At 61.5% G+C, this 22,322-nt stretch carries 15 protein-coding genes; 10 read left to right on the top strand and 5 right to left on the bottom strand.

What is annotated here, in order from left to right; translation table 11 throughout:
• The first annotated feature begins 40 nt into the window (after positions 1 to 40).
• The 4 genes from PV760_RS09730 to secA all read left to right on the top strand — a co-directional run bounded on the left by PV760_RS09730 (position 41) and on the right by secA (position 6,018).
• Positions 41 to 1,000: a ComF family protein gene (locus tag PV760_RS09730; protein ID WP_354627632.1), complete on the top strand. Its 960-nt coding sequence runs from the start codon at positions 41 to 43 to the stop codon at positions 998 to 1,000.
• Positions 1,001 to 1,189: 189 nt separating this feature from the next.
• Positions 1,190 to 1,918 carry a ribosome hibernation-promoting factor, HPF/YfiA family gene (gene hpf, locus PV760_RS09725; RefSeq protein WP_018776439.1) on the top strand — a complete coding sequence of 243 codons (729 nt, stop codon included), beginning with the start codon at positions 1,190 to 1,192 and terminating at the stop codon, positions 1,916 to 1,918.
• A gap of 26 nt (positions 1,919 to 1,944) precedes the next feature.
• A complete protein-coding gene (locus tag PV760_RS09720) occupies positions 1,945 to 3,234 on the top strand; it encodes a winged helix-turn-helix domain-containing protein (protein ID WP_354627631.1) in 1,290 nt (429 codons plus the stop codon).
• 42 nt (positions 3,235 to 3,276) lie between these two features.
• Positions 3,277 to 6,018, top strand: coding sequence for a preprotein translocase subunit SecA (gene secA, locus PV760_RS09715; protein ID WP_039242129.1), 2,742 nt, complete (start codon positions 3,277 to 3,279; stop codon positions 6,016 to 6,018).
• Between the two features lie 130 nt (positions 6,019 to 6,148).
• On the opposite strand, the gene PV760_RS09710 is transcribed toward secA, so the two are convergent.
• Positions 6,149 to 6,472, bottom strand: coding sequence for an Rv3235 family protein (locus PV760_RS09710; RefSeq protein ID WP_229778545.1), 324 nt, complete (start codon positions 6,470 to 6,472; stop codon positions 6,149 to 6,151).
• A gap of 258 nt (positions 6,473 to 6,730) precedes the next feature.
• Positions 6,731 to 7,483: a LysM peptidoglycan-binding domain-containing protein gene (locus tag PV760_RS09705; protein WP_354627630.1), complete on the bottom strand. Its 753-nt coding sequence runs from the start codon at positions 7,481 to 7,483 to the stop codon at positions 6,731 to 6,733.
• Between the two features lie 153 nt (positions 7,484 to 7,636).
• Here PV760_RS09705 and PV760_RS09700 point away from each other — a divergent pair, with 153 nt between their 5' ends.
• Positions 7,637 to 8,209 carry a hypothetical protein gene (locus tag PV760_RS09700; RefSeq protein ID WP_055971976.1) on the top strand — a complete coding sequence of 191 codons (573 nt, stop codon included), beginning with the start codon at positions 7,637 to 7,639 and terminating at the stop codon, positions 8,207 to 8,209.
• Here the strand turns inward: PV760_RS09700 and PV760_RS09695 are convergent.
• Positions 8,206 to 8,442 (bottom strand): helix-turn-helix domain-containing protein, encoded by a 237-nt coding sequence (locus PV760_RS09695; protein ID WP_018776433.1) that lies wholly within the window; start codon positions 8,440 to 8,442, stop codon positions 8,206 to 8,208. The genes PV760_RS09700 and PV760_RS09695 overlap by 4 nt on opposite strands.
• A gap of 158 nt (positions 8,443 to 8,600) precedes the next feature.
• On the opposite strand from PV760_RS09695, the gene PV760_RS09690 reads away from it, so the two are divergent.
• The 4 genes from PV760_RS09690 to PV760_RS09675 are packed head-to-tail and all read left to right on the top strand — an operon-like array spanning position 8,601 to position 16,969.
• Entirely contained in the window at positions 8,601 to 9,245 is a 645-nt protein-coding gene (locus tag PV760_RS09690; protein ID WP_018776432.1) for a flagella basal body P-ring formation protein FlgA, read from the top strand.
• Complete coding sequence (locus PV760_RS09685; RefSeq protein ID WP_354627629.1) at positions 9,242 to 10,555, top strand: CpaE/TadZ family protein; 1,314 nt, start codon at positions 9,242 to 9,244, stop codon at positions 10,553 to 10,555. Before PV760_RS09690 ends, PV760_RS09685 begins: the two co-directional genes overlap by 4 nt.
• A 57-nt stretch (positions 10,556 to 10,612) precedes the next feature.
• Positions 10,613 to 15,469: an NAD-glutamate dehydrogenase gene (locus PV760_RS09680; RefSeq protein WP_018776430.1), complete on the top strand. Its 4,857-nt coding sequence runs from the start codon at positions 10,613 to 10,615 to the stop codon at positions 15,467 to 15,469.
• Between the two features lie 30 nt (positions 15,470 to 15,499).
• Positions 15,500 to 16,969: a sensor histidine kinase gene (locus PV760_RS09675; RefSeq protein ID WP_018776429.1), complete on the top strand. Its 1,470-nt coding sequence runs from the start codon at positions 15,500 to 15,502 to the stop codon at positions 16,967 to 16,969.
• Between the two features lie 75 nt (positions 16,970 to 17,044).
• On the opposite strand, the gene PV760_RS09670 is transcribed toward PV760_RS09675, so the two are convergent.
• On the bottom strand, positions 17,045 to 17,293 hold the full coding sequence (locus tag PV760_RS09670; protein ID WP_003804966.1) for a WhiB family transcriptional regulator: 249 nt from the start codon (positions 17,291 to 17,293) through the stop codon (positions 17,045 to 17,047).
• Between the two features lie 238 nt (positions 17,294 to 17,531).
• Between PV760_RS09670 and PV760_RS09665 the strand changes: the two genes are divergently transcribed.
• Positions 17,532 to 18,020: a hypothetical protein gene (locus PV760_RS09665; protein ID WP_502921435.1), complete on the top strand. Its 489-nt coding sequence runs from the start codon at positions 17,532 to 17,534 to the stop codon at positions 18,018 to 18,020.
• Between the two features lie 29 nt (positions 18,021 to 18,049).
• Here the strand turns inward: PV760_RS09665 and PV760_RS09660 are convergent, their stop codons facing one another.
• On the bottom strand, positions 18,050 to 22,165 hold the full coding sequence (locus tag PV760_RS09660; protein WP_354627627.1) for an FtsK/SpoIIIE domain-containing protein: 4,116 nt from the start codon (positions 22,163 to 22,165) through the stop codon (positions 18,050 to 18,052).
• Positions 22,166 to 22,322: the final 157 nt, after the last annotated feature.

The raw sequence follows: 22,322 nt of genomic DNA, 5'->3' as shown, positions 1-22,322 counted from the left end.
GTACCTTCATCCTTCGCTGGCCCCGGTACAAACTGGGTCGATGAACCTTTCACCCGGCAGTTGGCCGTCCAGCGGAGGAAGCCGTACCGCACCGGACCCTGACCTGCTGGCGCCCGACCCGGGGAGGGCACGTCGCCGCGGACGGGACAACAGTCGGGTTGCCCGGCTGATTGCGGCCTTGGAAGGCGCGCTGGAAGACCTTCGGACAATTGTGGTTCCGGTCGAATGCGTCTGTTGCGGTGCGGAAGATACCGTCCTTTGCGCAGGCTGCGCCAAGCGTGTGCGCCAATTGTGTGGTCAGCCCTTCCGGGCAGAGCTGCAATCGCCGGCCCTTGTTACTGTCGACGGCGGAGCGAGGCTCGGCGTGGTGGCTGCGGGACCCTACCGGGACGAATTGGCACAATGCCTGCTCTCGTTCAAGCATTACGGCCAGTGGCGTCTGGCGGGTGTTTTGGCAGGTTGCCTTGGGAAGGCCGTGGATGCTGCCGTCGGCAATGAGAGCGGCTACTGCCTTGTGCCCGTTCCCACCAGCGGCGGCGCCTACCGTAAGCGCGGATTCAGTCCACTGCATTTGATGCTCCTCATACTCCGGTTGCGCCACTCGCAGGCCCAACGCCCACACCGTGATGTGCTGACCAAGGTGCGGTTTTTACCCTTCCGCAGGGACGGTCGGGGATCCCTTCAGGCACTGTTGCCAGGAATCGCGGATGCAATTCCGGGTCGTCAAGGCAGCGACGGCGGTTCAGGCCAGAAGGGGCTGGGGCGCGGAGAAAGGGCCCGCAAAGTCAGGGGTTCCATGCGCGTCAGGCGTACACGGACCAGACTGATCCGGGGAATGGGATGCATCCTTGTGGACGACGTCCTCACGACAGGGGCAACCCTTGCCGAGGCAGCACGTGCGGTGGAGGCCGCAGGAGGCGTGGTCTGCGGAGCAGTCGTGTTGGCGGCCACGAGGCCACCAGCCTACGCCTCAATCGCGCCCGCACACGACCACCTGTGAAGCTGTTAAGACTCAATCAAAAAATAAGTGGCCAAAGGATGAATAACGCGTTGCGATGAACTAACGTCGATTGTGGGTACCAAGAAAAGATGTACCTGTCGATAGCGGCTCGGAAAGGGGCTCGACTGTCCGTCAGATCAGCCCCCAACAGTGCCGTTGTCGTGTCACCTGAGTTATTTGGAGGGCACCATGGAGTTCATGATCAGCGGACGAAATCTGACAGTTTCAGACCGCTTTCGCGAATACGCCGGCGAGAAAATCTCAAAGATTGAATCGTTGGGGGACAAGGTCCAGCGAGTAGACGCCAAGGTTTCCAAGGAAACCAATCCCCGGCAGACGCCGGGTGAGCTCACCGTCGAAGTGACAGTCCTGGGCCGTGGCCCCGTCATCCGTGCAGAGGCCACAGCCGCTGACAAATTCGCTGCCTTCGATCTGGCGTACAACAAGCTGCTTGAGAGGCTTCGTCGTGCGAAGGACCGGAAAAAGGTGCACCACGGCCGGCACACGCCCAAGGCCGTGCGGGAAGCTACGGCAACTCTTGAACCCGCAAGTGCCAACGAGCCTCTCTACGTGGAGGCCAGCAACCACCAGGAGGCTGCTGCGGAAACAGTGGAGCATTCTCCTTATGACATCGAGAACGACATCCCCGCCGGCGACTCGCCTGTTTTGATCCGCCGGAAGGTGTTCCCTGCGGCATCCCTGACCCTGGATGATGCGGTGGACAACATGGAACTGGTGGGGCACAACTTCTACCTCTTCCTGGATAAGGAAACCAACGCTCCATCGGTTGTCTATCGGCGCAGTGGCTGGACCTACGGTGTGATTACCCTCGATTCCACCTGCGAACCCGGCGAAGATGCCGTCGAGGAGAAAATCCTCGCGTATCGGTCCGATGACCAAGCAGCCACCGCCAAGTAAGGCCTGCATCTGACGAAGGGATACCAATGACCGCTTCGCTGAGCCTCTCACAGGCGCGGCGGATCGCATTGGCAGCTCAAGGATTGGCAAAGGTCCGGCCCGCTGGCCCCGTGACTTCACGGGCAGTGGGCCGGACCTTTGCCCAACTGCAGCTTGTCCAGATCGATTCTGTCAATGTCCTCGCGCGCAGCCACTACCTTCCGTTCTTCTCGCGGCTGGGAGACTACGACACCAACATTATTTTCAACCTCTCGTCCCGCAAGCCGCGGAAAATGATGGAGTACTGGGCGCACGAGGCAAGCTTCATACGACCCGAGCATTTTGCGGACCTGCTTCTGTGGCAAAAGCGCGCGTGGGTGGGGGCGCATCGCCTGGATCCGGGTATTCGTCTGGACATGGAAGACCGGATTTTGGCGGCTCTGGGCAGCGGGCCGCCCATGACGGCGTCAGAACTCACCGCAAAACTCGGACACACTCCCGCAGCCGATCGCGATAACTGGGGCTGGAACTGGAACATCGTCAAAAGGGTCCTGGAACACCTTTTTGAAGAAGGGCGCGTTTCAGCCGCTTCGCGGACTCCCCAGTTTGAGCGCAAATACACCCCCACCTCCCGGGTGGTCTCCACCTATCCCACGGTTGCCGTGGATGCTGAGGAAGCCCTTGACCGCCTTATTGAGGCAGCAGCCCAGGCCCACGGCATAGGAACCGTAAGGTGCTTTTCCGACTACTTCCGGACGCCGCTCAAAGCGGGGGCGGAATCAGTCCGAAGGCTGGTGGGCGCGGGCGTGCTGGAGCCAGTGACGGTCCGGGGATGGGAACGGGAGGTTTTCAAGCACGTCAATGCCAGGCTTCCACGGAAGGCCGAAGGGCGGGCGCTGCTGAGTCCCTTTGACTCCCTTGTCTTCGAACGGCGGCGTCTTGAGGAACTGTTTGGATTCCACTACCGGATCGAGATCTACACCCCTGCCGCGAAGCGCCGGTTCGGCTATTACGTGCTGCCCTTCCTGCTCAGGGAGGGCCTCGCAGCCAGGGTTGACCTGAAGGCAGACCGTGCATCAGGTCAGCTGCTGGTTCGCTCGGCGTTCCGTGAGCCGGACGCGCCGGCGGATACCGCCGTCGAGCTCGCTGCTGAACTTGGGCTCATGGCGACTTGGCTCGGACTGCAGGAAGTGGTGGTGTGGCCGGTAGGGGATCTCGCCGGTGACCTGGCGGACGCGGTCACAGGACGTCCGGCGCCTCCCTATGCCGAACCCCGAAACGCCAGTCCGCTCAGAGGTGAACCCGGCCACGCTGCCTTGGTCTCTCCCGTAGACTGAAACAGCCAGAATTCGGCAGCATGAGACTGGGAGCACTTTCACGTGGCATCACTAATCGAAAAACTTCTCCGCACGGGTGACAAAAAGACCCTCAAGCAACTGCGGAACTATGCCGATTCCATCAATGCCCTGGAAGACTCTTTCAAGTCCTTCACGGATGCCGAACTTCGTGGCGAAACGGACGTTCTTCGGTCCCGGTACCAGGATGGGGAGACGCTGGACGCGTTGCTGCCGGAAGCCTTCGCTGCTGTGCGTGAAGCCTCGTCCCGAACCCTGGGCATGCGCCACTTCGACGTCCAGCTCATGGGCGGCGCAGCACTTCACCTAGGCAACATCGCTGAAATGAAGACCGGTGAAGGCAAGACCCTCGTCGCTACGGCGCCGGCTTACTTGAATGCGCTCACCGGCAAGGGCGTGCACGTGGTGACGGTCAATGACTACCTGGCTGAATACCAGTCCGAGCTCATGGGCCGCGTCTACCGCTTCCTTGGCCTCACCAGCGGTTGCATCCTCTCCAACCAGGATCCAACGGTCCGCAGGGAGCAGTACGCAGCGGACATCACCTACGGCACCAACAACGAATTCGGCTTCGACTACCTCCGGGACAACATGGCCTGGGACGCCAGCGAGCTGGTTCAGCGCGGACACAACTTCGCGATTGTGGATGAAGTCGACTCGATCCTCATCGACGAGGCACGTACACCGCTCATCATTTCCGGTCCGGCCCAAGGCGACACGAACCGCTGGTACAGCGAATTTGCCAAGGTTGTCCTTCGGCTCCAGCCCGACGTCGACTATGAAGTCGACGAGAAGAAGCGAACCGTCGGAGTCCTCGAAGCCGGTATTGAAAAGGTGGAGGACTACCTCGGGATCCAAAACCTTTACGAATCGGCCAACACGCCGCTCATCGGCTTCCTTAACAACGCCATCAAGGCCAAGGAACTTTTCAAGCGGGACAAGGATTACGTCATCCTCGATGGCGAGGTCCTGATTGTTGACGAGCACACCGGCCGTATCCTGGCCGGACGGCGCTACAACGAAGGTATGCACCAGGCCATTGAGGCCAAGGAAAACGTCGAGATCAAGGCTGAGAACCAGACCCTCGCCACAGTGACGTTGCAGAACTACTTCCGCATGTACTCAAAGCTCTCCGGCATGACCGGTACGGCAGAGACTGAAGCCGCCGAATTCATGAGCACGTACAAGCTCGGCGTGGTTCCCATTCCCACCAACCGTGACATGCAGCGCATCGACCAGTCGGACCTCGTCTACAAGAACGAGGTTGTAAAGTTCGACGCCGTCGTTGCTGATATCGCCGAGCGCCACGAGAACGGCCAGCCTGTGCTGGTCGGTACCACGAGTGTTGAGAAGAGCGAATACCTTTCCAAGCTGCTGGCCAAGGAAGGCATCCGCCACGAAGTCCTGAACGCAAAGAACCACGCCCGGGAAGCATCCATCGTTGCCCAGGCCGGTCGCAAGGGTGCAGTTACGGTCGCAACCAACATGGCCGGCCGTGGCACCGACATCATGCTGGGCGGCAACGCCGAATTCACCGCCATTGCCGAGCTCGCCAAGCGCGGACTGGACCCGGAGGAGAATTCCGAAGAGTACGAGGCCGCCTGGCCCGAGGCCCTCGCCGCAGCGAAGCAGGCCGTCAAGGACGAACACGAAGAAGTGCTGAACCTGGGTGGGCTTTACGTCCTGGGTACGGAACGACATGAATCCCGCCGGATCGACAACCAGTTGCGCGGCCGTTCCGGACGCCAGGGCGACCCCGGTGAATCCCGTTTCTATCTCTCCCTCACGGACGACCTCATGCGGCTGTTCAATTCGGGGGCAGCTGAGCGGCTCATGAACAGCTCGGTACCTGACGACGTCGCACTCGAGTCAAAGCTTGTCTCACGTGCCATCGCCTCGGCCCAGGGCCAGGTGGAAGCCCGCAACGCGGAACAGCGCAAGAACGTCCTGAAATACGACGACGTCCTCAACCGCCAGCGTGAAGCAATCTACGGCGACCGCCGTCGGATCCTTGAGGGCGATGACCTGCACGAAAAGGTCCAGTACTTCCTTGAGGACACCATCAACTCCCTCATTGATGCAGCAACGGCCGAAGGCAATGGCGACGACTGGGACTTCAACCAGCTGTGGACGAACCTGAAGACCCTGTACCCGGCGACGGTAACCCCTGAAGAAGTCATTGAGGAAGCCGGCGGCAAGTCGAGGATTACGGCTGATTTCCTGCGCGAAGAAATCCTCTCCGATGCGCGCCTCGTCTATCAGGCACGCGAAGAAGCCATCGGTTCCGAGAGCATGCGGGAACTGGAACGCCGCGTTGTACTGTCGGTTCTTGGGCGTAAATGGCAGGAACACCTTTACGAGATGGACTACCTCAAGGAGGGAATCGGGCTCCGAGCAATGGCGCAGCGTGATCCGCTGGTGGAATACCAGCGCGAAGGCTTCGTGATGTTCCAGAGCATGATGGAGGCCATCCGCGAGGAGAGCATCGGTTTCCTGTACAACCTTGAGGTGGAAGTGACGCCGGCCGAGGATGTCGTGGTGGCGGATGATTCGGCAGCCGGGGGACACACAGAACATCACGATCCCCAGATCCGGGCCGCTGGCCTGCAGGCACCGGAGAAACCGGCCCAATTGCAGTACACCGCACCCGGTGAAGATGGCGCTACGCAGACGCGGATCGAAGGACGTGCGTCGGGCCGTTCAGGGAACCCTGCCAAGGCAGCAAGCCAAGAACAGCGCAAACCGGCGAAGAAGAAGCGCCGCTAGGAACAATAAGCGTTAGGAACACCAGGGGGCGATCCCACGGACATACCGGTCCGGGGATCGCCCCTTCGCCTTATCCGGACTTATCCGGACTTATCCAGACTTGTGGACCCCGGCCCGGACTCCCATGGACTCAGCCGATCTCCAGCGCAGTAACCTGCCACAAGCCGTCGGTCCGTTCGAGTCGCATGGCAACCGCACGGCAACGGCCCTCTTCAGCGACGACGATGCTGGCTTCGCAAATTGATTCACTGATGGAACAAGCGCGAACCGAACGGACCATCGGGCTGAGGTGCGGTTGTGGACTTCCCTTGCTGCGCGCTGCATGTTTGCGGGTCAGAGCCGCGCGATGTTGAAGGGCCAAATAGCATTCCGGGTCCAGCGAGCGCGACAACTGCACAAGCGGACGCGTGCCTGCAAGAACCTCAAGGGCGGCCTGGGCAATACTGCGCGCCACCAACCGGATGTCTGTGTCGGCCCCTTTTGTCGAGCCGGACGAGGCGCTGGCACGTTGGGGGCCTTGGCGGATTGGGGGACGGTTTGCGGTTGCAACGGACAAGGTCATACCTCTGGCATTCACTACATGAGCCAAAGCGCGGGGAACGCTTATGCTCGGGTGGCTTCTGCTGGGATGACGCTGGGGTTTGCTGTGAGGCTTGCTGCCGCCCCTGAGTAGGCGGCTGTTTCATTGAGTCCGGGTGTGACGTTGCCGCTGCTATGCGGGTTCGGGAGGTTGAAGGATTTGGCCTGGAAGCAGTACGGCGGGGTTGTCACCGATGACAGAGCGGTTCGCGGCGTACCACTTCGGCCATGCGGCGGCAACATCCACGTCAGTCGAAAACGGTGCCAGCCTCGAGGCGGCTATGGACCAGAGTGTGTCCCCGGCTTTTACCTCCACACCGCTCACGCTCCCGGGTGCGGCTGCTGCGTCGCGGGATCCTGGCTGGCTGAGTAGCCCTGGAACAACCACGGGCGGCCGGGGCCGCCAGCCCGGATCGGGCGCGGTGGACGTTGTGTTGCTGCTGTCAGCTCCGCCCGTGGCTGCAGGAGACGGCTCCGTGAGGACTGTGCGGCCGTGCGTGGAAGTCGGAATCCACTCCGGCGTTGGTTGGACGTCTGCCTGAGCCAAGCCACCGCCAAGGAGGTTCATGCTCAGTACGGCTATCGCAAGCCTGACCATGAACGGGGGACTGAACCTGGAGAGGGCAGTGGCTCTGTTGCCGGCGCCCACCCGGTGGAGGAGGGCGGCGAGAAATGCCATCACTAGGGAAAGCACCCACCAGGCAACTATCGCTGTTCCCGCGGCGCTTGCAGCAAATCCTGCCAACACATCAAAGGAAAGGCTCTGATGATGTCGTTGGGAAGTCTGCCATTGGCCGACGAGGATGTTGCCTGCCAGCGCCAGAAGGAGTCCCAGCCCAAGGATCGCCACAGCAAGCCCGGTGTCTCTCCGCAAGGTTCGTGCCATTCAAAGCCCCCAAGCTTCGTTTGATGCAATTTGATGGAGTTTGATCAATCTGGAGTCCATTTTTGGCACACTTTTTCATGCCTGTCCAATCGTGGGTCTGCCTTGACGGGCAGGGATTGGCGTTGGCTCCGTAATGCAGCCTAGTCTGACGACATGAGATGGGACTCTCTCTTCAACGATTTGGAAGCACAATTTTTGGCTGAACGGGCCTTGGAGAGGGAAACGGAGATCACTGAACGGGCCAGGGTGGAGCTGGCGACGATCCAACTCACCGATCGGTTACGTGCCCTGGGTGCCGCGAAGGTCAAAGTGGTCCTCTCCGGCGGCGCGACGCTCCTCGGGGTGGTTACCCACGTTGGAGGTGAGTGGTTGGTCCTGACCGAGGGCGTCCGGCAATGGCTGGTTCCCTTCCCTTCGGTCCTCAGTTATCAGGGACTGGGCCGGTATGCGCAGAAGGCCTCTCCGCGGCTCCAATCTCCGCTGGGTATGGCCACAGCGCTGAGGGCGTTGGCCAGGAACCGGGCGTCGGTGATTGTGCATTTAGGCGCGTTGGCCAACGGGGGTCTTGAGTTGAGGGGTGTCATCGACAGGGTGGGGCGGGATCACTTTGATGTCGCTGTGGTGCAAGACGGTGAAGTCCGGCGCCCCGGCAATGTGGCCAGTGTTGTCACTGTCCCCTTCGGGTCGCTCGTGGCGCTCAGCTCAGCCAGCGGCCAGGAGCTCTAGGCGCTCCGGCTGCCAGGCTGGCCTGACTTGGATTTGGCCTCTTCTATCATTCGGCTGGCTTCGGCGTATCGGTCTTGAATGTACTGCTCGAGCATCGTCTCTTCGATACGCCATTGTCCGCGCCCTCCCACTTGGATTGCTTTGAGCTCCCCGCTGCGGACGAGGGCGTACGCCTGGGGGGAATTTATCTGGAGCTGTTCGGCGACATCGGCCAATGTCAGGAATCGGGGCATGGCTCCATTTTGCCACTCACACTGTCGTTTGGTGTAGTTATCCACAGTTTCGGCCCATTTGCGGCCACTGGCTTTGGGGTGGATATCGCCCGACGGTAAGAATGGGGAGGCGGGTCCGCCGACCATGCTCACAACACGTTCTGGGGGAGTAGACAAACATGGGTCCAATTGCACCTCTTGCCGCCGCACGCATCAGCAAGCCTTCATGGAAGGACCCCCGGCTGCTGATAGGCGTCCTGCTGGTGCTCCTGTCAGTGGCCGGAGCAGTTGCCTTGGTTGGAAGTGCTGACAAAACGACGCAGGTATACGCCGCCCGGGAAGAGATCGCGGTCGGCCAGCAGATAACCACTGAGGACCTTTCCATCGTCAAGGTCCGTTTGGATGAGGTTGAGGAAGGCTACATCACCGTTGAGGATGGACTGTCAGCCGGGAAGGTCGCCCTGCAGCGGGTGGCCAGGAACCAGCTGCTGCCCCGTGAAAGCCTCGGCACAGCCGATGCGTTGGACAGAAAGCCTGTGGCCATTGCCATGGACGGGGAGTTGCCGGCCCAGGCGGGCCCAGGGGCCCGGGTGGATGTTTGGGTTGCCATGCCTGGAGCGGCTGCGGCTTATGAGGATCCGCAGCTGCTGCTGCCGGGCGCTGAGATCGCGCAGATAGTCCCCGGCTCTGCCACATTGGGAGCGGCGAAAACCTCAACGGTGCTCGTCCTGGTCACAGACGGGCAGATGCCAAAACTGCTCGGGGCGCAGGCCAACAAGGCCAAGGTTTCCGTGGTCTGGAATCCAGCGGGACGGGTCTCATGAGTATCCCCGTCGTAACCGTTGGTGCCGCCCAGGAAGCCGTCATTGAGGGGCTGGAACGCCTGCACGGCCCTGTGACGGTTGTCCGACGCTGTTCAGAACTCGCCGAACTGATGGCTGCGTGCCAGAGCGGTTTGGCGCTGGCGGCCATAGTCGGTGACGGCTGCGAGGAACTCACCACGACGTTGGTGGACAGGCTTGCGGCGGTAGGTGTCTCTATCCTCGCCTTGACCGATAATCCGGATGAAGCCGGGCGGCTCCGCTCCATCGGAGTTGTTGCCGCGTCCTCGGATATTGAACCCAAAGCCCTCGCGGACGAGATTTCCCAAGCAGTGGCACGCGCCAGCCGTTATGGTCGGGCCGACAATGGCCTCAGCGCGGGTTTCGCGGATCCAAGTGTTGAACCGCCGCAGCTGGCGCTGCCGGATGGGAAATCGGAAGAGCCCAGTGATGGTGCGGGGCGCATCTTCGCGGTGTGGGGGCCAACCGGTGCCCCGGGCAGGACTTTGCTTGCGGTCAACATGGCGGCGGAATTGGCCGCTGATGGTCAGTCGGTCATCCTGGTGGACGCGGATAGCTACGGAGCCAGCGTGTCGGCGATGCTGGGCCTTCTGGACGAGTCGGCTGGTTTGGCCCAAGCGTGCAGACTCGCCGACCAGGGCCTGCTCGATGCCGATGCCCTGGCGGGTACGGCCAGCCGCGTCTTCACCAAGGCGGGTTCTTTTCGCGTTTTGACCGGGACCACGCGGGCGGACCGTTGGACTGAACTACGGGCCGCAGCTCTGACTCGCGTTTTGGAGAGAGCCAGGCAGCTGGCCGACACTGTGGTAATTGACGTGGGCTTCTGTCTCGAATCCGATGAAGAACTCAGCTTTGACACTTTGGCTCCCAGGCGTAACGCGGCAACACTTCGCAGTCTTGAGCTGGCCGACGTTGTCTTTGCCGTGGGGACCGCGGATGCCATCGGCGTGCCACGGCTGGTGCGGGGTTTGGCTGAGCTGGCAGAGGTTGTTCCGCAGGCGTCGCCACGAATTGTGTTGAACAAAGTCAAGCGATCAGCCGTTGGATATGCCCCGCGCCAACAGTTGCAGGATGCCTGGAACCGGTACGGTCCAGGCACGGGCATCGACGCTTACCTCCCCTCGGATCCGCTCGCTTGCGATACGGCGCTGCTCACGGGATCTGTGCTCTTGGAATGCGCACCCGATTCAGAGCTGAGGATTGCCATCGCCGGCCTCGTATGTGCACCTGTCCATCAAAAACGCAATTCCTTTGGGCGAAGTATCAGAGCCCTGCAGCGCCTTAAGCGCTAGGCTCGGCATGTGGGCTGCAGAGTCGCAGCAATCAACTTGTGATGGAGGCGTTTGTCGATGTCGTCAGGATCCAGCGTGGAGGATCGGTCCGATGCAGCAGTTGTCCGTGAAGGGTTCTTCGGTGACTACTACGAGCACCTCGCGGAGGAGGATGCGCAGGCATATTCCCCGGAGCTGCTGATCTCGCGGGCCACCAAGCACAAAGCGGTCGCCCAGTCGCGCCGTCCGGGAAACGCCCTGGTGGAAATCGGCAGCGAATCGGATCGTAACGTTGTTTATATCGTCACGGATGACATGCCCTTCCTTGTGGACTCCGTGAACGCAGAGCTCGTCCGCCAAAACTGCGCCATCCGCATGGTCATGCACCCCTTGTTCGTCGTGACCCGTGACCGGGTTTCCGGCGAAATGCGCAGCGTTTCCCGGGTCCCGTCCACTGTGGGTATTTCCAGTGGCGACACCGCTGCTCTGCCGAGCATCGCCCACCTTCTCGGCGATGGTGACAATGCCTCGCACATGGAGTCGTGGATCGCCGTCGAAATTGACCGTGTCAGCGATGACGCCCGCGCACAACTCATCGAAGGCCTGCATCGCGTTCTCGGGGACGTGCGTGCCGCCGTCGAGGACTGGCCGAAAATGCGCAGCAAGGCGCTGGAACTGGCAGAAGCGCTCGGCGGAGTCTCCCATCCCGAGCAGGTTGCTGAGCTGCGGCAGGCGCAGGACCTTCTGCGCTGGCTGGACAACGGCAACTTCACCTTTCTGGGATACCGCGAATATGACCTCGTGGAGGAAGAGGGCGAGGACGTCCTGCAGCTTCGTGAGGACAGTGGCCTGGGACTCCTCCGCGCAGGGGACACCACCCGCCAGGTACAACACTTGACCGATGCGGGTCGCAAGAGGGCAAGAGAGAAGCGGGCGCTGGTCATCACCAAGGCAAACTCGCGCTCCACGGTCCACCGTCCTGCCTACCTCGACTACATCGGCGTCAAGAGCTTTGACGCCCAGGGCAACGTCAACGGTGAACGCCGGTTCATCGGGTTGTTCGCCACGAGTGCCTACACGGGTTCTGTCCGCAGTATCCCGATCGTCCGGGACAAAGTTGACGCGGTCCTGAGGAATGCTGGTTTCCCGATTGACTCACACTCCGGCAAGGACCTCCTGGGCATCCTTGAGACCTACCCCAGGGACGAACTCTTCCAGATCGAGATAGCGGATCTTGCCGCAACCGCCATGGGGATCCAGCGCCTGCAGGAGCGCCGCAGGACGAAGCTGTTCCTGCGTCCCGATATTTACGGCCGCTTCATGTCTGCCGTTGTCTACCTGCCCCGCGACCGCTACACCACCAGTGTCCGGCTTCGGATCGAGCAGGAACTCCGTGAGACGTTCCAGGCCGAGACGATCGACTACGAGGCCCGGATCACTGAATCGGCACTTGCCCGTGTCTTCTTCCGGATTCGTTTGCCCCGCACCGCTGAGCTGGCGGAAGTGAACGTACAGGAACTCGAACACCGGTTGATGCGGGCGTCGAGGTCCTGGAGCGAGGGCATTACGGAGGTGCTTCGAGAGCATCACCCTGCCGAGAGCGCAGATGCCCTGGCGGCTCTCTGGGCCGAAGCGTTCCCCGCTGGCTACCGCGTGGACTATGAGGTCGAAGACGCGCTGCAGGACATCGAACGCTTTGAGGAATACGGTGCCCAGGCGGAGCGGGCCGGTGAAGCCACTCGAAATGTGAAACCCGGCGTCCACGTATACCTTCCCGACGGAGCGGGTGAGGCTTTGGAGGAAGACGCCCGGGTCAAGCTCTACCTGATGGAGCCAAAGAGCCTGAGCCAGATCCTTCCCTACTTCCACAACCTTGGCCTGGAAGTACTGGATGAGCGGCCATTCGAGATCGAAACTGCGGATCATCGCGATTTCTTCCTCTACGACCTGGGACTGAAGTACCCCGCGGGAGTCGACCCCCTGGCTACCGGAAGTCTCTTGGCCCAGTCCTTCGGTGCTGCAGTCACCGGTGCGGTGGAATCCGACAACTTCGATCGCCTGGTGCTCCGCGAAGGAATGCACTGGCGTCAGGTAGTGGTGCTGAGGGCGTACGCCAAGTACATGCGCCAAATGGGGAACACGAACTCCTTCGGCTTCATCGCCGATACCCTGCTGGGCAACCCCGACGTTGCGCGTGGGCTCATTGAACTCTTCTCAGCACGATTCGATCCCTCGGTGGCGGACGAGGTGCGGGACGAACGCCAGGAGGCAGCGCGTGCCTCCCTCGCCGAGTCGGTGGAACAGGTTGCCACCTTGGATGCCGACCGTGTCCTGCGGACCTTCATTAACCTTATTGAGTCCACGCTGCGAACCAATTACTTCCAGAACAAGGAATACCTCAGCTTCAAGCTGGACCCGACGTCGATTGAGGGACTGCCCTTCCCGCGTCCGATGTTCGAAATCTGGGTTTACTCCCCACGCGTTGAAGGGGTGCACCTGCGTTTCGGCAAGGTGGCTCGTGGCGGTCTCCGCTGGTCGGACCGTAGGGAGGATTTCCGAACCGAGATCCTTGGGCTGGTGAAGGCACAGACCGTCAAGAACGCCGTTATCGTCCCAACGGGTGCCAAGGGCGGGTTCTTCGCGAAGAAACTGCCCAATCCCGCCGTGGACCGCGCCGCCTGGATGGCCGAAGGTATCGAAAGCTACAAGACTTTCATCCGGGGCTTGCTGGATATTACGGACAACCTCGTGACGTCGGCCGACGGCGAAAGGCTTGTCCCGCCGTCGGACGTTGTTCGTCACGACGGCGACGACTCCTACCTGGTGGTGGCGGCCGATAAGGGCACGGCTACTTTCTCGGACACGGCAAATGGCCTGGCGGCCGAGTACGGCTTCTGGCTGGGTGACGCCTTCGCCTCCGGTGGATCGGTCGGTTACGACCACAAGGCGATGGGTATTACGGCGCGCGGAGCCTGGGAGTCGGTCAAGCGTCACTTCAGCGAACTCGACCTCGACACCCAGACCGAAGAGTTCACCGTGGTGGGTGTTGGCGATATGTCAGGTGATGTTTTTGGAAACGGCATGCTGCTATCGCGCCACATCAGGCTGGTGGCCGCCTTCGACCACCGCCACATCTTCCTCGATCCTGCACCTGATGCAGCAGCATCCTTCGCTGAGCGGCAACGTTTGTTTGAGCTGCCCCGTTCTTCCTGGGACGATTACGACCGTGCACTCATCAGTGAGGGCGGCGGTGTGTATGCACGCCAGGCAAAGACGATTCCGGTCTCCGAACAGGTGCGGAAGTCGTTGGGCTTGCCCGAGGGAACGACACAACTCAGCCCGCCTGAACTGCTCCGCGCAATCCTGCTGGCACCGGCCGACCTCCTCTACAACGGTGGTATCGGCACCTACGTCAAGGCGAGCACGGAAACCCACGCAGCAGTCGGTGACAAGGCCAACGATTCCATTCGCGTGGATGGGCGTGACTTGCGGGTCAAGGTTGTTGGAGAGGGCGGAAACCTCGGATTGACCCAGCGCGGGCGTATTGAAGCCGCTCTGCAAGGCGTCATCCTTAATACGGATGCGATCGACAACTCCGCAGGCGTGGACTGCTCGGACCACGAGGTCAACATCAAGATCTTCGTGGACCGGATGGTGGCGGCCGGCAAGCTTCAAGAGGCTGAGAGGGCTGCCTTCCTCGCCGACATGACCGACGAGGTCGGCAGGCTGGTGCTGCAGGACAACATCGATCAAAACATCCTGCTGCTCAATGACCGTACGCGGGTCGCGGACTGGAGTCCAAGTTATGAGCGGCTCATGGACTGGCTGGAGAAATCCGCCGACCTCAAGCGGGACCTTGAAGCGTTGCCAACCACGGATACCCTCCGTGCCCGTTTGGAACAGGGCCAGGGCTTAACCTCACCGGAGCTCGCGGTCCTCGCGGCTTACGCGAAGATTGAGCTGGGTACGGCGTTGCGCGAAAGCAACCTGGCTGACGACCCGTGGTTCTCGGACACCATCCGCAACTACTTCCCGAAACAGTTGCGCGAGAAGTTCGACGCCGAGCTGGACACCCACCCGCTGCGGCGCGAGATCATCGCCACCGTGGTGGCAAACGACATCATCAACCTGGGCGGCATCACGTTTGCGTTCAGGGCCATCGAAGAAACATCGGCGAACGAGGTCGCAGTGGCCAAAGCATTTGTAGCCCTGCGCGAAATCTACGACCTCGACCCAATGGTGGCTGAGCTGAATGCGCTGCCGGCGTCATTCCCCACCGAGCACTGGAGCGAAGTTCATCTCGACATCCGGCGCTTGCTCGACCGGGCAGTGCGTTGGGTACTGGGACAAGGAATGGCATCACAGCCGATTGCCAGCGTCGTGGAAGCGTTCAAGCCCATGATGGAACCGTTGCGCGCCAAGCTTCTGGACTACCTGCGTGGTGAGGACAAGGTCCGCATCAGTGGCTGGCTCGACAAGGCGCTGAGTTGGGATCTTCCCGAACACCTCGCCCGGAGGTGGGCGGAACTCTTCGAGAGCTACGCCCTTCTGGACATCGCCCGGATCGCCCAGACCGGCAACGACACCGTGGAACATGTGGCACACGTTTACTACACAGTGTTCAACCGCTTCCACGTGGACTCGTTGCTCGAACGCATCAGCTCCCTGCCGCGCGATGACCGTTGGCAGGCTCTTGCCCGGGCAGCCCTGCGGGACGACCTGTACTCGACCGTTGCCGACATGACTACGTCAGTCCTTGAAGCAACCGAACCCAATGCGTCTGCCGAAGAACGGCTCAAGGCATGGGAGGGGCTGAACGCCGAGCAACTGGGCAGGGCGAAGACCATGTTTGATGAGGTCAACGCACTCGAGGCCGACGACATGGCCTCACTGTCGGTAGCATTAAGGCTCTTGAGGTCAATCGTCCGACGCTAGGAACATCCTCGCGTCGCAAATGGAGGTGCAGTGGCAATCTTTACAGACCCCATCAGGGAACACGCTGATTTCGGGCCTGGAGATGCCGAATGGCTGCACCTCCTCGTCGGTGACTGGCAAATGGTCGCCGACCTGGCTTTCGCTGACCTTGCGTTGTGGTTCCCACACCCTGAGTTCGGCTACATTGCCCTCGCCCACGTCCGTCCGTCAACATCGCACACGGTGTTCCATGCGGACTTCGTGGGTGAGGGCATCCGCTCGGATCTCCGGCCCTTGGTGGAGAAAGCATGGAACAGCAGGGCCATCGAGCGTTCAAGCGAAACAAGCTGGAGCAGCGAGATGGCCCTACGCGTTGAAGCGGTTCCCATGGTGCGCAACGGAAGAACACTCGCCGTCGTAACGTCCCACATGGACCTCTCCAGCTCCCGTATGCCTTCGCGGCTGGAGTTGACATATCGCCAGTGTGCCTACGACCTTCTTCGCATGGGCACTCTCGGACTGTGGCCGGACTTTGCTTCTCCGACGGGCTCGCGTCGAGGGGCTCCGAGGGTCGGTGACGGACTGATCCGGCTCGATGCCGACGGCATAGTCCAATACGCAAGTCCCAATGGGGTTTCGGCATTCCGCAGACTCGGTGAAGTCGAGTCGTTGGAAGGCCGTTCATTGGCGGAAGTGACCGCAGGCTTGCTGAAGGACCGGCGGATGGTTGACGAGACCCTGCCTTTGGTGGTCACGGGCCGCATGCCATGGCGAAGTGAAATTGAATCCAGGGGAGTCAGCCTTTCGTTGCGAGCCATCCCGCTTCGCGACGAGCAACACCGCTTCGGCGCCCTGGTGCTCTGTCGCGACGTTTCCGAGCTCAGGCGCCGGGAGATGGAGCTCGTCACCAAGGATGCGACCATCCGCGAAATCCACCACAGGGTCAAGAACAACCTGCAGACTGTGGCCGCCCTCCTGCGCATGCAGTCAAGGCGAATGGTCAGCGACGAGGCCAAGCAAGGCCTCGAACAAGCGATGCGGCGTGTAGCCACGATCGCACTCGTGCATGAAACTCTGTCCCAAGGTCTTACGCAGAGCGTTGACTTCGACGAGTTGATCGGGCGGCAATTCCGGCTGTCAGCCGAAGTGGCCTCGCCGTCGCAACAGGTGCGAACCGAACGTTCAGGGCTTTTTGGGGAGCTGCCCAGCGATTTTGCGACTCCGCTGGCACTGGTCATCAACGAGCTTGTTACCAATGCTGTCGAGCATGGACTGGAAGGCCGCACCGGAACAGTGTGGCTGGTGGCTGACCGGGCCGAAGGGGACGGCAAGGACGAGTTCCTGACCGTCACCATTGCCGACGACGGCGTGGGGTTGCCGGACGGACAGTACACGGAGGGTTTGGGCTTGCAGATCGTCCGAACCCTGGTCACCAGTGAGCTCGGCGGAACCATCCAGTGGAGCCCGAGGGAGGGTGGCGGGACAGCCGTGGAGATTGTCCTTAACCTCGCCCGGGCCTAGCGCCCTCATGTTCTGTCTGCCATAAAGAGAAAGGCCGCGGACCATTCGGTCCGCGGCCTTTCTCTTTCTTCGAAACTAGGAGGCGCGACGTGCGCGTGCTGCGCGACGCTTGAGTGCACGTCGTTCGTCTTCACTCATTCCGCCCCAAACGCCGGCGTCCTGGCCGGACTCCAATGCCCACTGAAGGCAGGTGTCCACCACGGGGCAGCGGCGGCAGACGCTCTTGGCTTCCTCGATCTGGAGAAGTGCTGGTCCCGTGTTGCCGACTGGGAAGAAGAGCTCCGGGTCCTTGTCGAGGCAGGCTGCGCGATTACGCCAATCCATGCTGATCAGTCACTCCATTCGTGAGAACTAGAAGGGCCTTTTGTGAAAACATTCACGAGAGGCTCCAAAGGAAAGGGGCCCGCATGGGCCCCCTTGGTCGTCTGAGTCAAGCGTTTCATGTTAACGCCTTGTAAACAAGGGGTGTTAGTGGTCGAAATGCTCGGAATCCGTGAGCGATGCATCACATCAGCCGCCAGTGCCCTCACTGCTAGATGACTATGTCCGGTAGTGTGCCAGTGTGTCAAGACCTCCTGTAGACCCTGCCCAACCTCACGCTGGCCACGATGGAAACAATGGTTCCGGCCGACAGTCTCCGAGCAACTCGGGAACCGTGCGTCCCCGAGGGATTCTGATCATTTCCGTCGTCGTTGTGCTCGAAGCGCTTGCCTTGCTGGCGGCCGCGGCCTGGTATGGCTTCGAGCTCCTCACTGGCGCTCCAGTGCTGACTTTTTGGGGAGCGGTCTTTACGCTCGTTCTGTTGCTGGCTTTCTCAACGTGGCTGTTCTCGGTGGGGCATTTCCTGTTCCGCGGGTACAGGTGGACCCGCGCGGCTGCGCTGGTGGCCCAACTATTCGTCCTCACCATAGGTTTTCCAACCATGACGGGCGGACTCGTGTTCCAAGGGCTGGCAATGATCCTTCCTGCGCTTGCCGCAATCATCTTCCTCTTCCAAAAAGACGTCATCTCTTACGCATCGCGTACAGGTGGTTCCGGCGACGTCTTATAGCGGTCCATCGCACGGCGTTCCGGGTGCGGTCACCCGCGTGTTGGAAGGCCGGAGGAGAGTACTGCCTGGCAGGGAGTAATTACACCGCGGTCGACAATGAAGCCGCGGCCAGGGCGCCGCGCGGTGTCGGATTGAAGCCGGACACCCAGGAGCTCGCCGTCGTGCGGTCTTGAGGGCGACAAGACCAACCCCATGCCGGCTGCTTGCACCTGCCTGGCCAGAGGAAGTTGATGTAGGGTCGGGCCGAACGTAGCTGTCAGGATGATGCCTGCGACTTGCCCGTCCAGGGCATTGAGAGCCTGGCGGCCCTGGGCATCCAGGGAGTCTGCGTCATCCACCAGCAGCACACTTCCAGGATCCAGGTTTCCCGCAGTGGCCTCCGACGCAGTTGAAGCCCAGAACGCTCCCGCAGAGGCTGCGTCCGGTGGAAAGAGCCACACGGTCCCCGGGTTCAAGCAGACCAACGATCCAAGAATGGTGCTCTTGCCGGAACTTGGGCCGCCCAGGACAAGGCTGACTCCCTTGTCCCTGAGGGGTAGCGCTGCGGGTTGTGCTTCATCACCGGCGACGCCGATCCAGAGAGGCTCCGGCACCTTTTCATCCACCCGCACCGACCGGATTGCCGTACGCGGCTCTTTCTTCGAGCTGGCCAGCGCTGCCTTGCGGTTGAGGAAGTCCTCGCGTGTCAGCAGGTGGGGGAGGGGTCGCAAGCGAAAAGGCGGTTCGGCCGGAGCCAAGTCCCCAAAAGGCCAGAGCCCAGCTGTTGGCGCCTCCCTGAACTGCGCTGTGGCCGTTTGACCCTCGACGACGTTTCCCATCACTGCGGCCCGCCCCCGAACGGGTTCCACTTCGGGAAGACGAGGCCAGTGGAACCTGGATTCATCAGTTGTCCCCAAAGGAAAATAGGCACGATTTGGGATTGCGGCAAACATGCGGGAGCTGACCAGTTCCCGCTCCCCGGAAATCAGAAGAGTGATGCCCACGGGGCTTCCGTCCCTGGCGATGTCGTGCAGAATGCCCTCAGCCCATTCGTGGGGGCCTCCTCGGAAGGCCGTTGACCAAGAGCACCAGCCGGCCACGATCAGCACCAGTGGCCAGCAACGCCCCTCGAGGCCACCCAAGGCGCGCCGTCGCTCCATTTCGGCTGCCAACCGCGACAGGATCCGGGCCGCGAAGCCAACTTGATCGACACGCGCGAAAGCCGCGATTCCTTGTTGCGACTCCAGCTGACCCAGTAATCGGCTCGCGTCCAGAATGTAGAGATGGGGCTGGGGCGCCCGGGTGGCCACCAGGGCGGTGATCGCGCGGAAGCTGTCCTGCATGCCACTTGATGCGTTGCCAATCAATGCCAGGTGTCCATGGTCGGCGGGCATCCAAGTGAGGCACTCAACCCGTTGCTGCGCAGGCTTGTCCACCAGTGCCACCGGTCCCACCCGCCAGGATGCCCTATCGCTTTCATGCATCACCTCAGGTTCACCCTCAGTTGAGAGTTCGGCCGTCCAAGGAATCGAGTGCGGTAGGGGTGCTGCGATGGGGCTTCGGGGAGAGGGAGTGCCCAAGTGGCGCCAAGCGGCGTTAATATTGGATACCAAACTCCCGGCGCCTGTAAGTGCCTGGGACGTGCTGCGGCCGGAACCGTCGACGTCCTTGCCGACGAGATCCCGGCTGTCGAAGGGTTCGCCGAGCGCCTGGGCAGCAGACCGAACAACCCGGTCAGGCGCGGCGCCGCTTCCTGGCGACAAATGGTCGGCCATGGACGACACACCGCCGGATTGCGGAGCGTCCAGAGAGGCTGCTTGGAATTCTTCGGGCTCCTTCGCTGCCGTTGCCAGGAACGCCCGCCCGGGAACATCAACGCCTATTGACGCAGCAGCCTTCGAATTGATGATGTCCACCGACTCCATCTCCGACTGGACTCGAAGTGCGATGCTGGAGGTCACGTTTGCCCTTATATCAGCGGTCAAGGCTCCTTGTGGTCGCTGTGTGGCCATGACCAGATGGATTCCCAGGGAACGTCCGATCGTCGCCACCCGCATGAGTTCGTGGAGCGCAGCCGGAGCCTCGTCGACAAGGATCCGGAACTCATCTATGACCAGGATCAGGTGCGGGAGCCTGCAGTCCTTGGCGCCCTTCGTTCGTTGGTATTGTGCGAGGTCCGTTGCCCCCCAGTCGGCGAAAAGCTTCTCGCGGAGCCGTATTTCTCCACGCAGCGACTCCAATGCCCGATCAAGATGCTGCCGGCTCAGATCCGTCAGGATGCCCACGCAGTGCGGGAGGGCTGTTAACGGACCCAGCCCTGAACCGCCCTTGAAATCGAAAAACAGAAAAGCTGCGTGCTCCGGCGGGACGCTCAGCGCGATGGAAGCAACGAAAGTCTTCAGCAGTTCGGACTTTCCAGAGCCGGTAGTACCCGCAATCAGAAGGTGGGGACCGTCCATCTTGAGGTCGAATGTGACCGGGCCGGCCCGGCCTTCTCCCAGCACAGCTGTCAGGCTTTCCAGTCCGGAGGCAGTGCGCCACCTGCTAAGGATCCGGCGTTGGCCGTAGGGAAGAAGGGCCGCCAGTGAAGACCGGTCCGGAAGAACGCCGTGAGTACGCGGCGCTTGCTCGCTCAACCTTGCGGCAACTGTCCGGCAGAAGCGATCGAATACCTCGGCGGGAACGAGGTCGGGCACAAAATCGAAGCGCTCACCTGCCGACTCAAAAGATGCAGCCACGCCCGACGGTTCGATGGTGATGGCGTCCAGGGGGACTGAAGCCCCGGAGTGACAGTGCAGTACCTGCCACTGGGCCTGATGCGAAGCCTGGATGGCTCGGGAAAGGGCCTCGTTCTCCTGCCCTGTTGGGCTCTCCATCACAATAAGAGTGCCCTGCCGGCCATGCCGGAGCGTGTTCAAGGCAGCCACGGCCGCGTCAGCGTCCGCAGCGAGGGTCACCTGAGGGAGAAACCGGGCACTCAGGGGCAGGTCTTCGACTGCCCCCAGCAACACGATGGGAGCAGAGGCTGAGTTTGGGAAACTTACAAGCTGCATGACGATGAATCGAAGCAAGGCTGCCACGTGTTTGCCGTGGCCTTGTATAGCCACGCGCCGATGGCCAGGATCTAACGAGACAGGGCACGAGCCGACGGGTGGCGGTGAGAAATGTCGGTCGCCAGGGACGAGGCGGATATTGGCCGAGGACTGGGCGGTGCCCAGTCGCAACCAAACCCGGGGCTCAGCCTGGACACCTCCTGCATTGGTATCCGGCGACGGCGTCCCGGGGTTTCCGCCTGAGGCCAAACCCCTTGCGCCAGGTCCCGCGGCCGCCGGACGGCTTTGGCCGGCTACCAGTAACTCGGCGGCAGAAGGCGAGCAACGGTGGCGTCTGGCGATGTCTTCGCGAACCGCATGATCAAGCGCTCGGCGGTATTCCTGCCGTCCCTTTCCCCCAAGCAACAAGGGGAAAACCAAGCCAAGCGCGGATATCGCAGAGAACCCCAAGTACATCCACATCCCGGTGGCCGCCGCGAGACCGATGCCGGCAATCAAAGGCAACCCTGCGGCAAGCGCGATGGTGGCCCGGCTCCCGTGGTTCTTTGCGCAGGGCACCTCGATTGGTTCCTGCACCGAACGACCCGCATCCGCTGCGACGGCAGGAAAGCACTCGTTGTCCGGCGCGAGGCTGAAAGTTGTATGCCCGCAACGGAGGCTGGAGCGGGATGTGACCAAAGCGCGGCGGACGGGCCGACCGTCCACATCTATGGGGTTCGCTGCAGCAACGCTGGTTACTTCCAAGCGTTCACCCGAGACATCCAGTAATGCGTGTTCCCTGGACATTCCAGGATCGGGTAGCGAAATCCCTGCAGTTCCACGGCCAATGTGGTGTTGCCCACGCGGAATCCGGAAGACAGACCCTGCGGCAGGGCCGGTATGGGTGAGCAACATCAGAGGAAGCATGGTTGATGTTTCCGCCGGCGGCACGAATCCGTCCACGATCACTGCACCGGACACAAGAGGTGGCACCCCGACGGTCAGGTCGGCGAGATGTCGCCCTGCAACAGAAAGCTGCCCGGTGTTCCGGACGGCCTTGATCAGTGCCTCCAGCTGGGCACCGGACGCGCCCGGCGGTACTTCGATGGTCAATTCCTCCGGATCCGCTGGCATGGGCGCAGTGGGGCTCCGAACCAGTGTGCACTCCAACGTCATTGCCTTGTCCTCCCTTTGCATGCACCACCATCGTTATGGAGCTCAGGACGAAACCGCAGCACCCCATGAGGTGTATGTGGACAACTTTTGCCAGGGAAGGGTAAACGGCGCCTTG

It is taken from the genome of Paenarthrobacter sp. CC6, assembly GCF_040560085.1.
Classification (GTDB): domain Bacteria; phylum Actinomycetota; class Actinomycetes; order Actinomycetales; family Micrococcaceae; genus Arthrobacter; species Arthrobacter nicotinovorans.
This window is presented reverse-complemented; position numbering and strand designations above follow the sequence as displayed.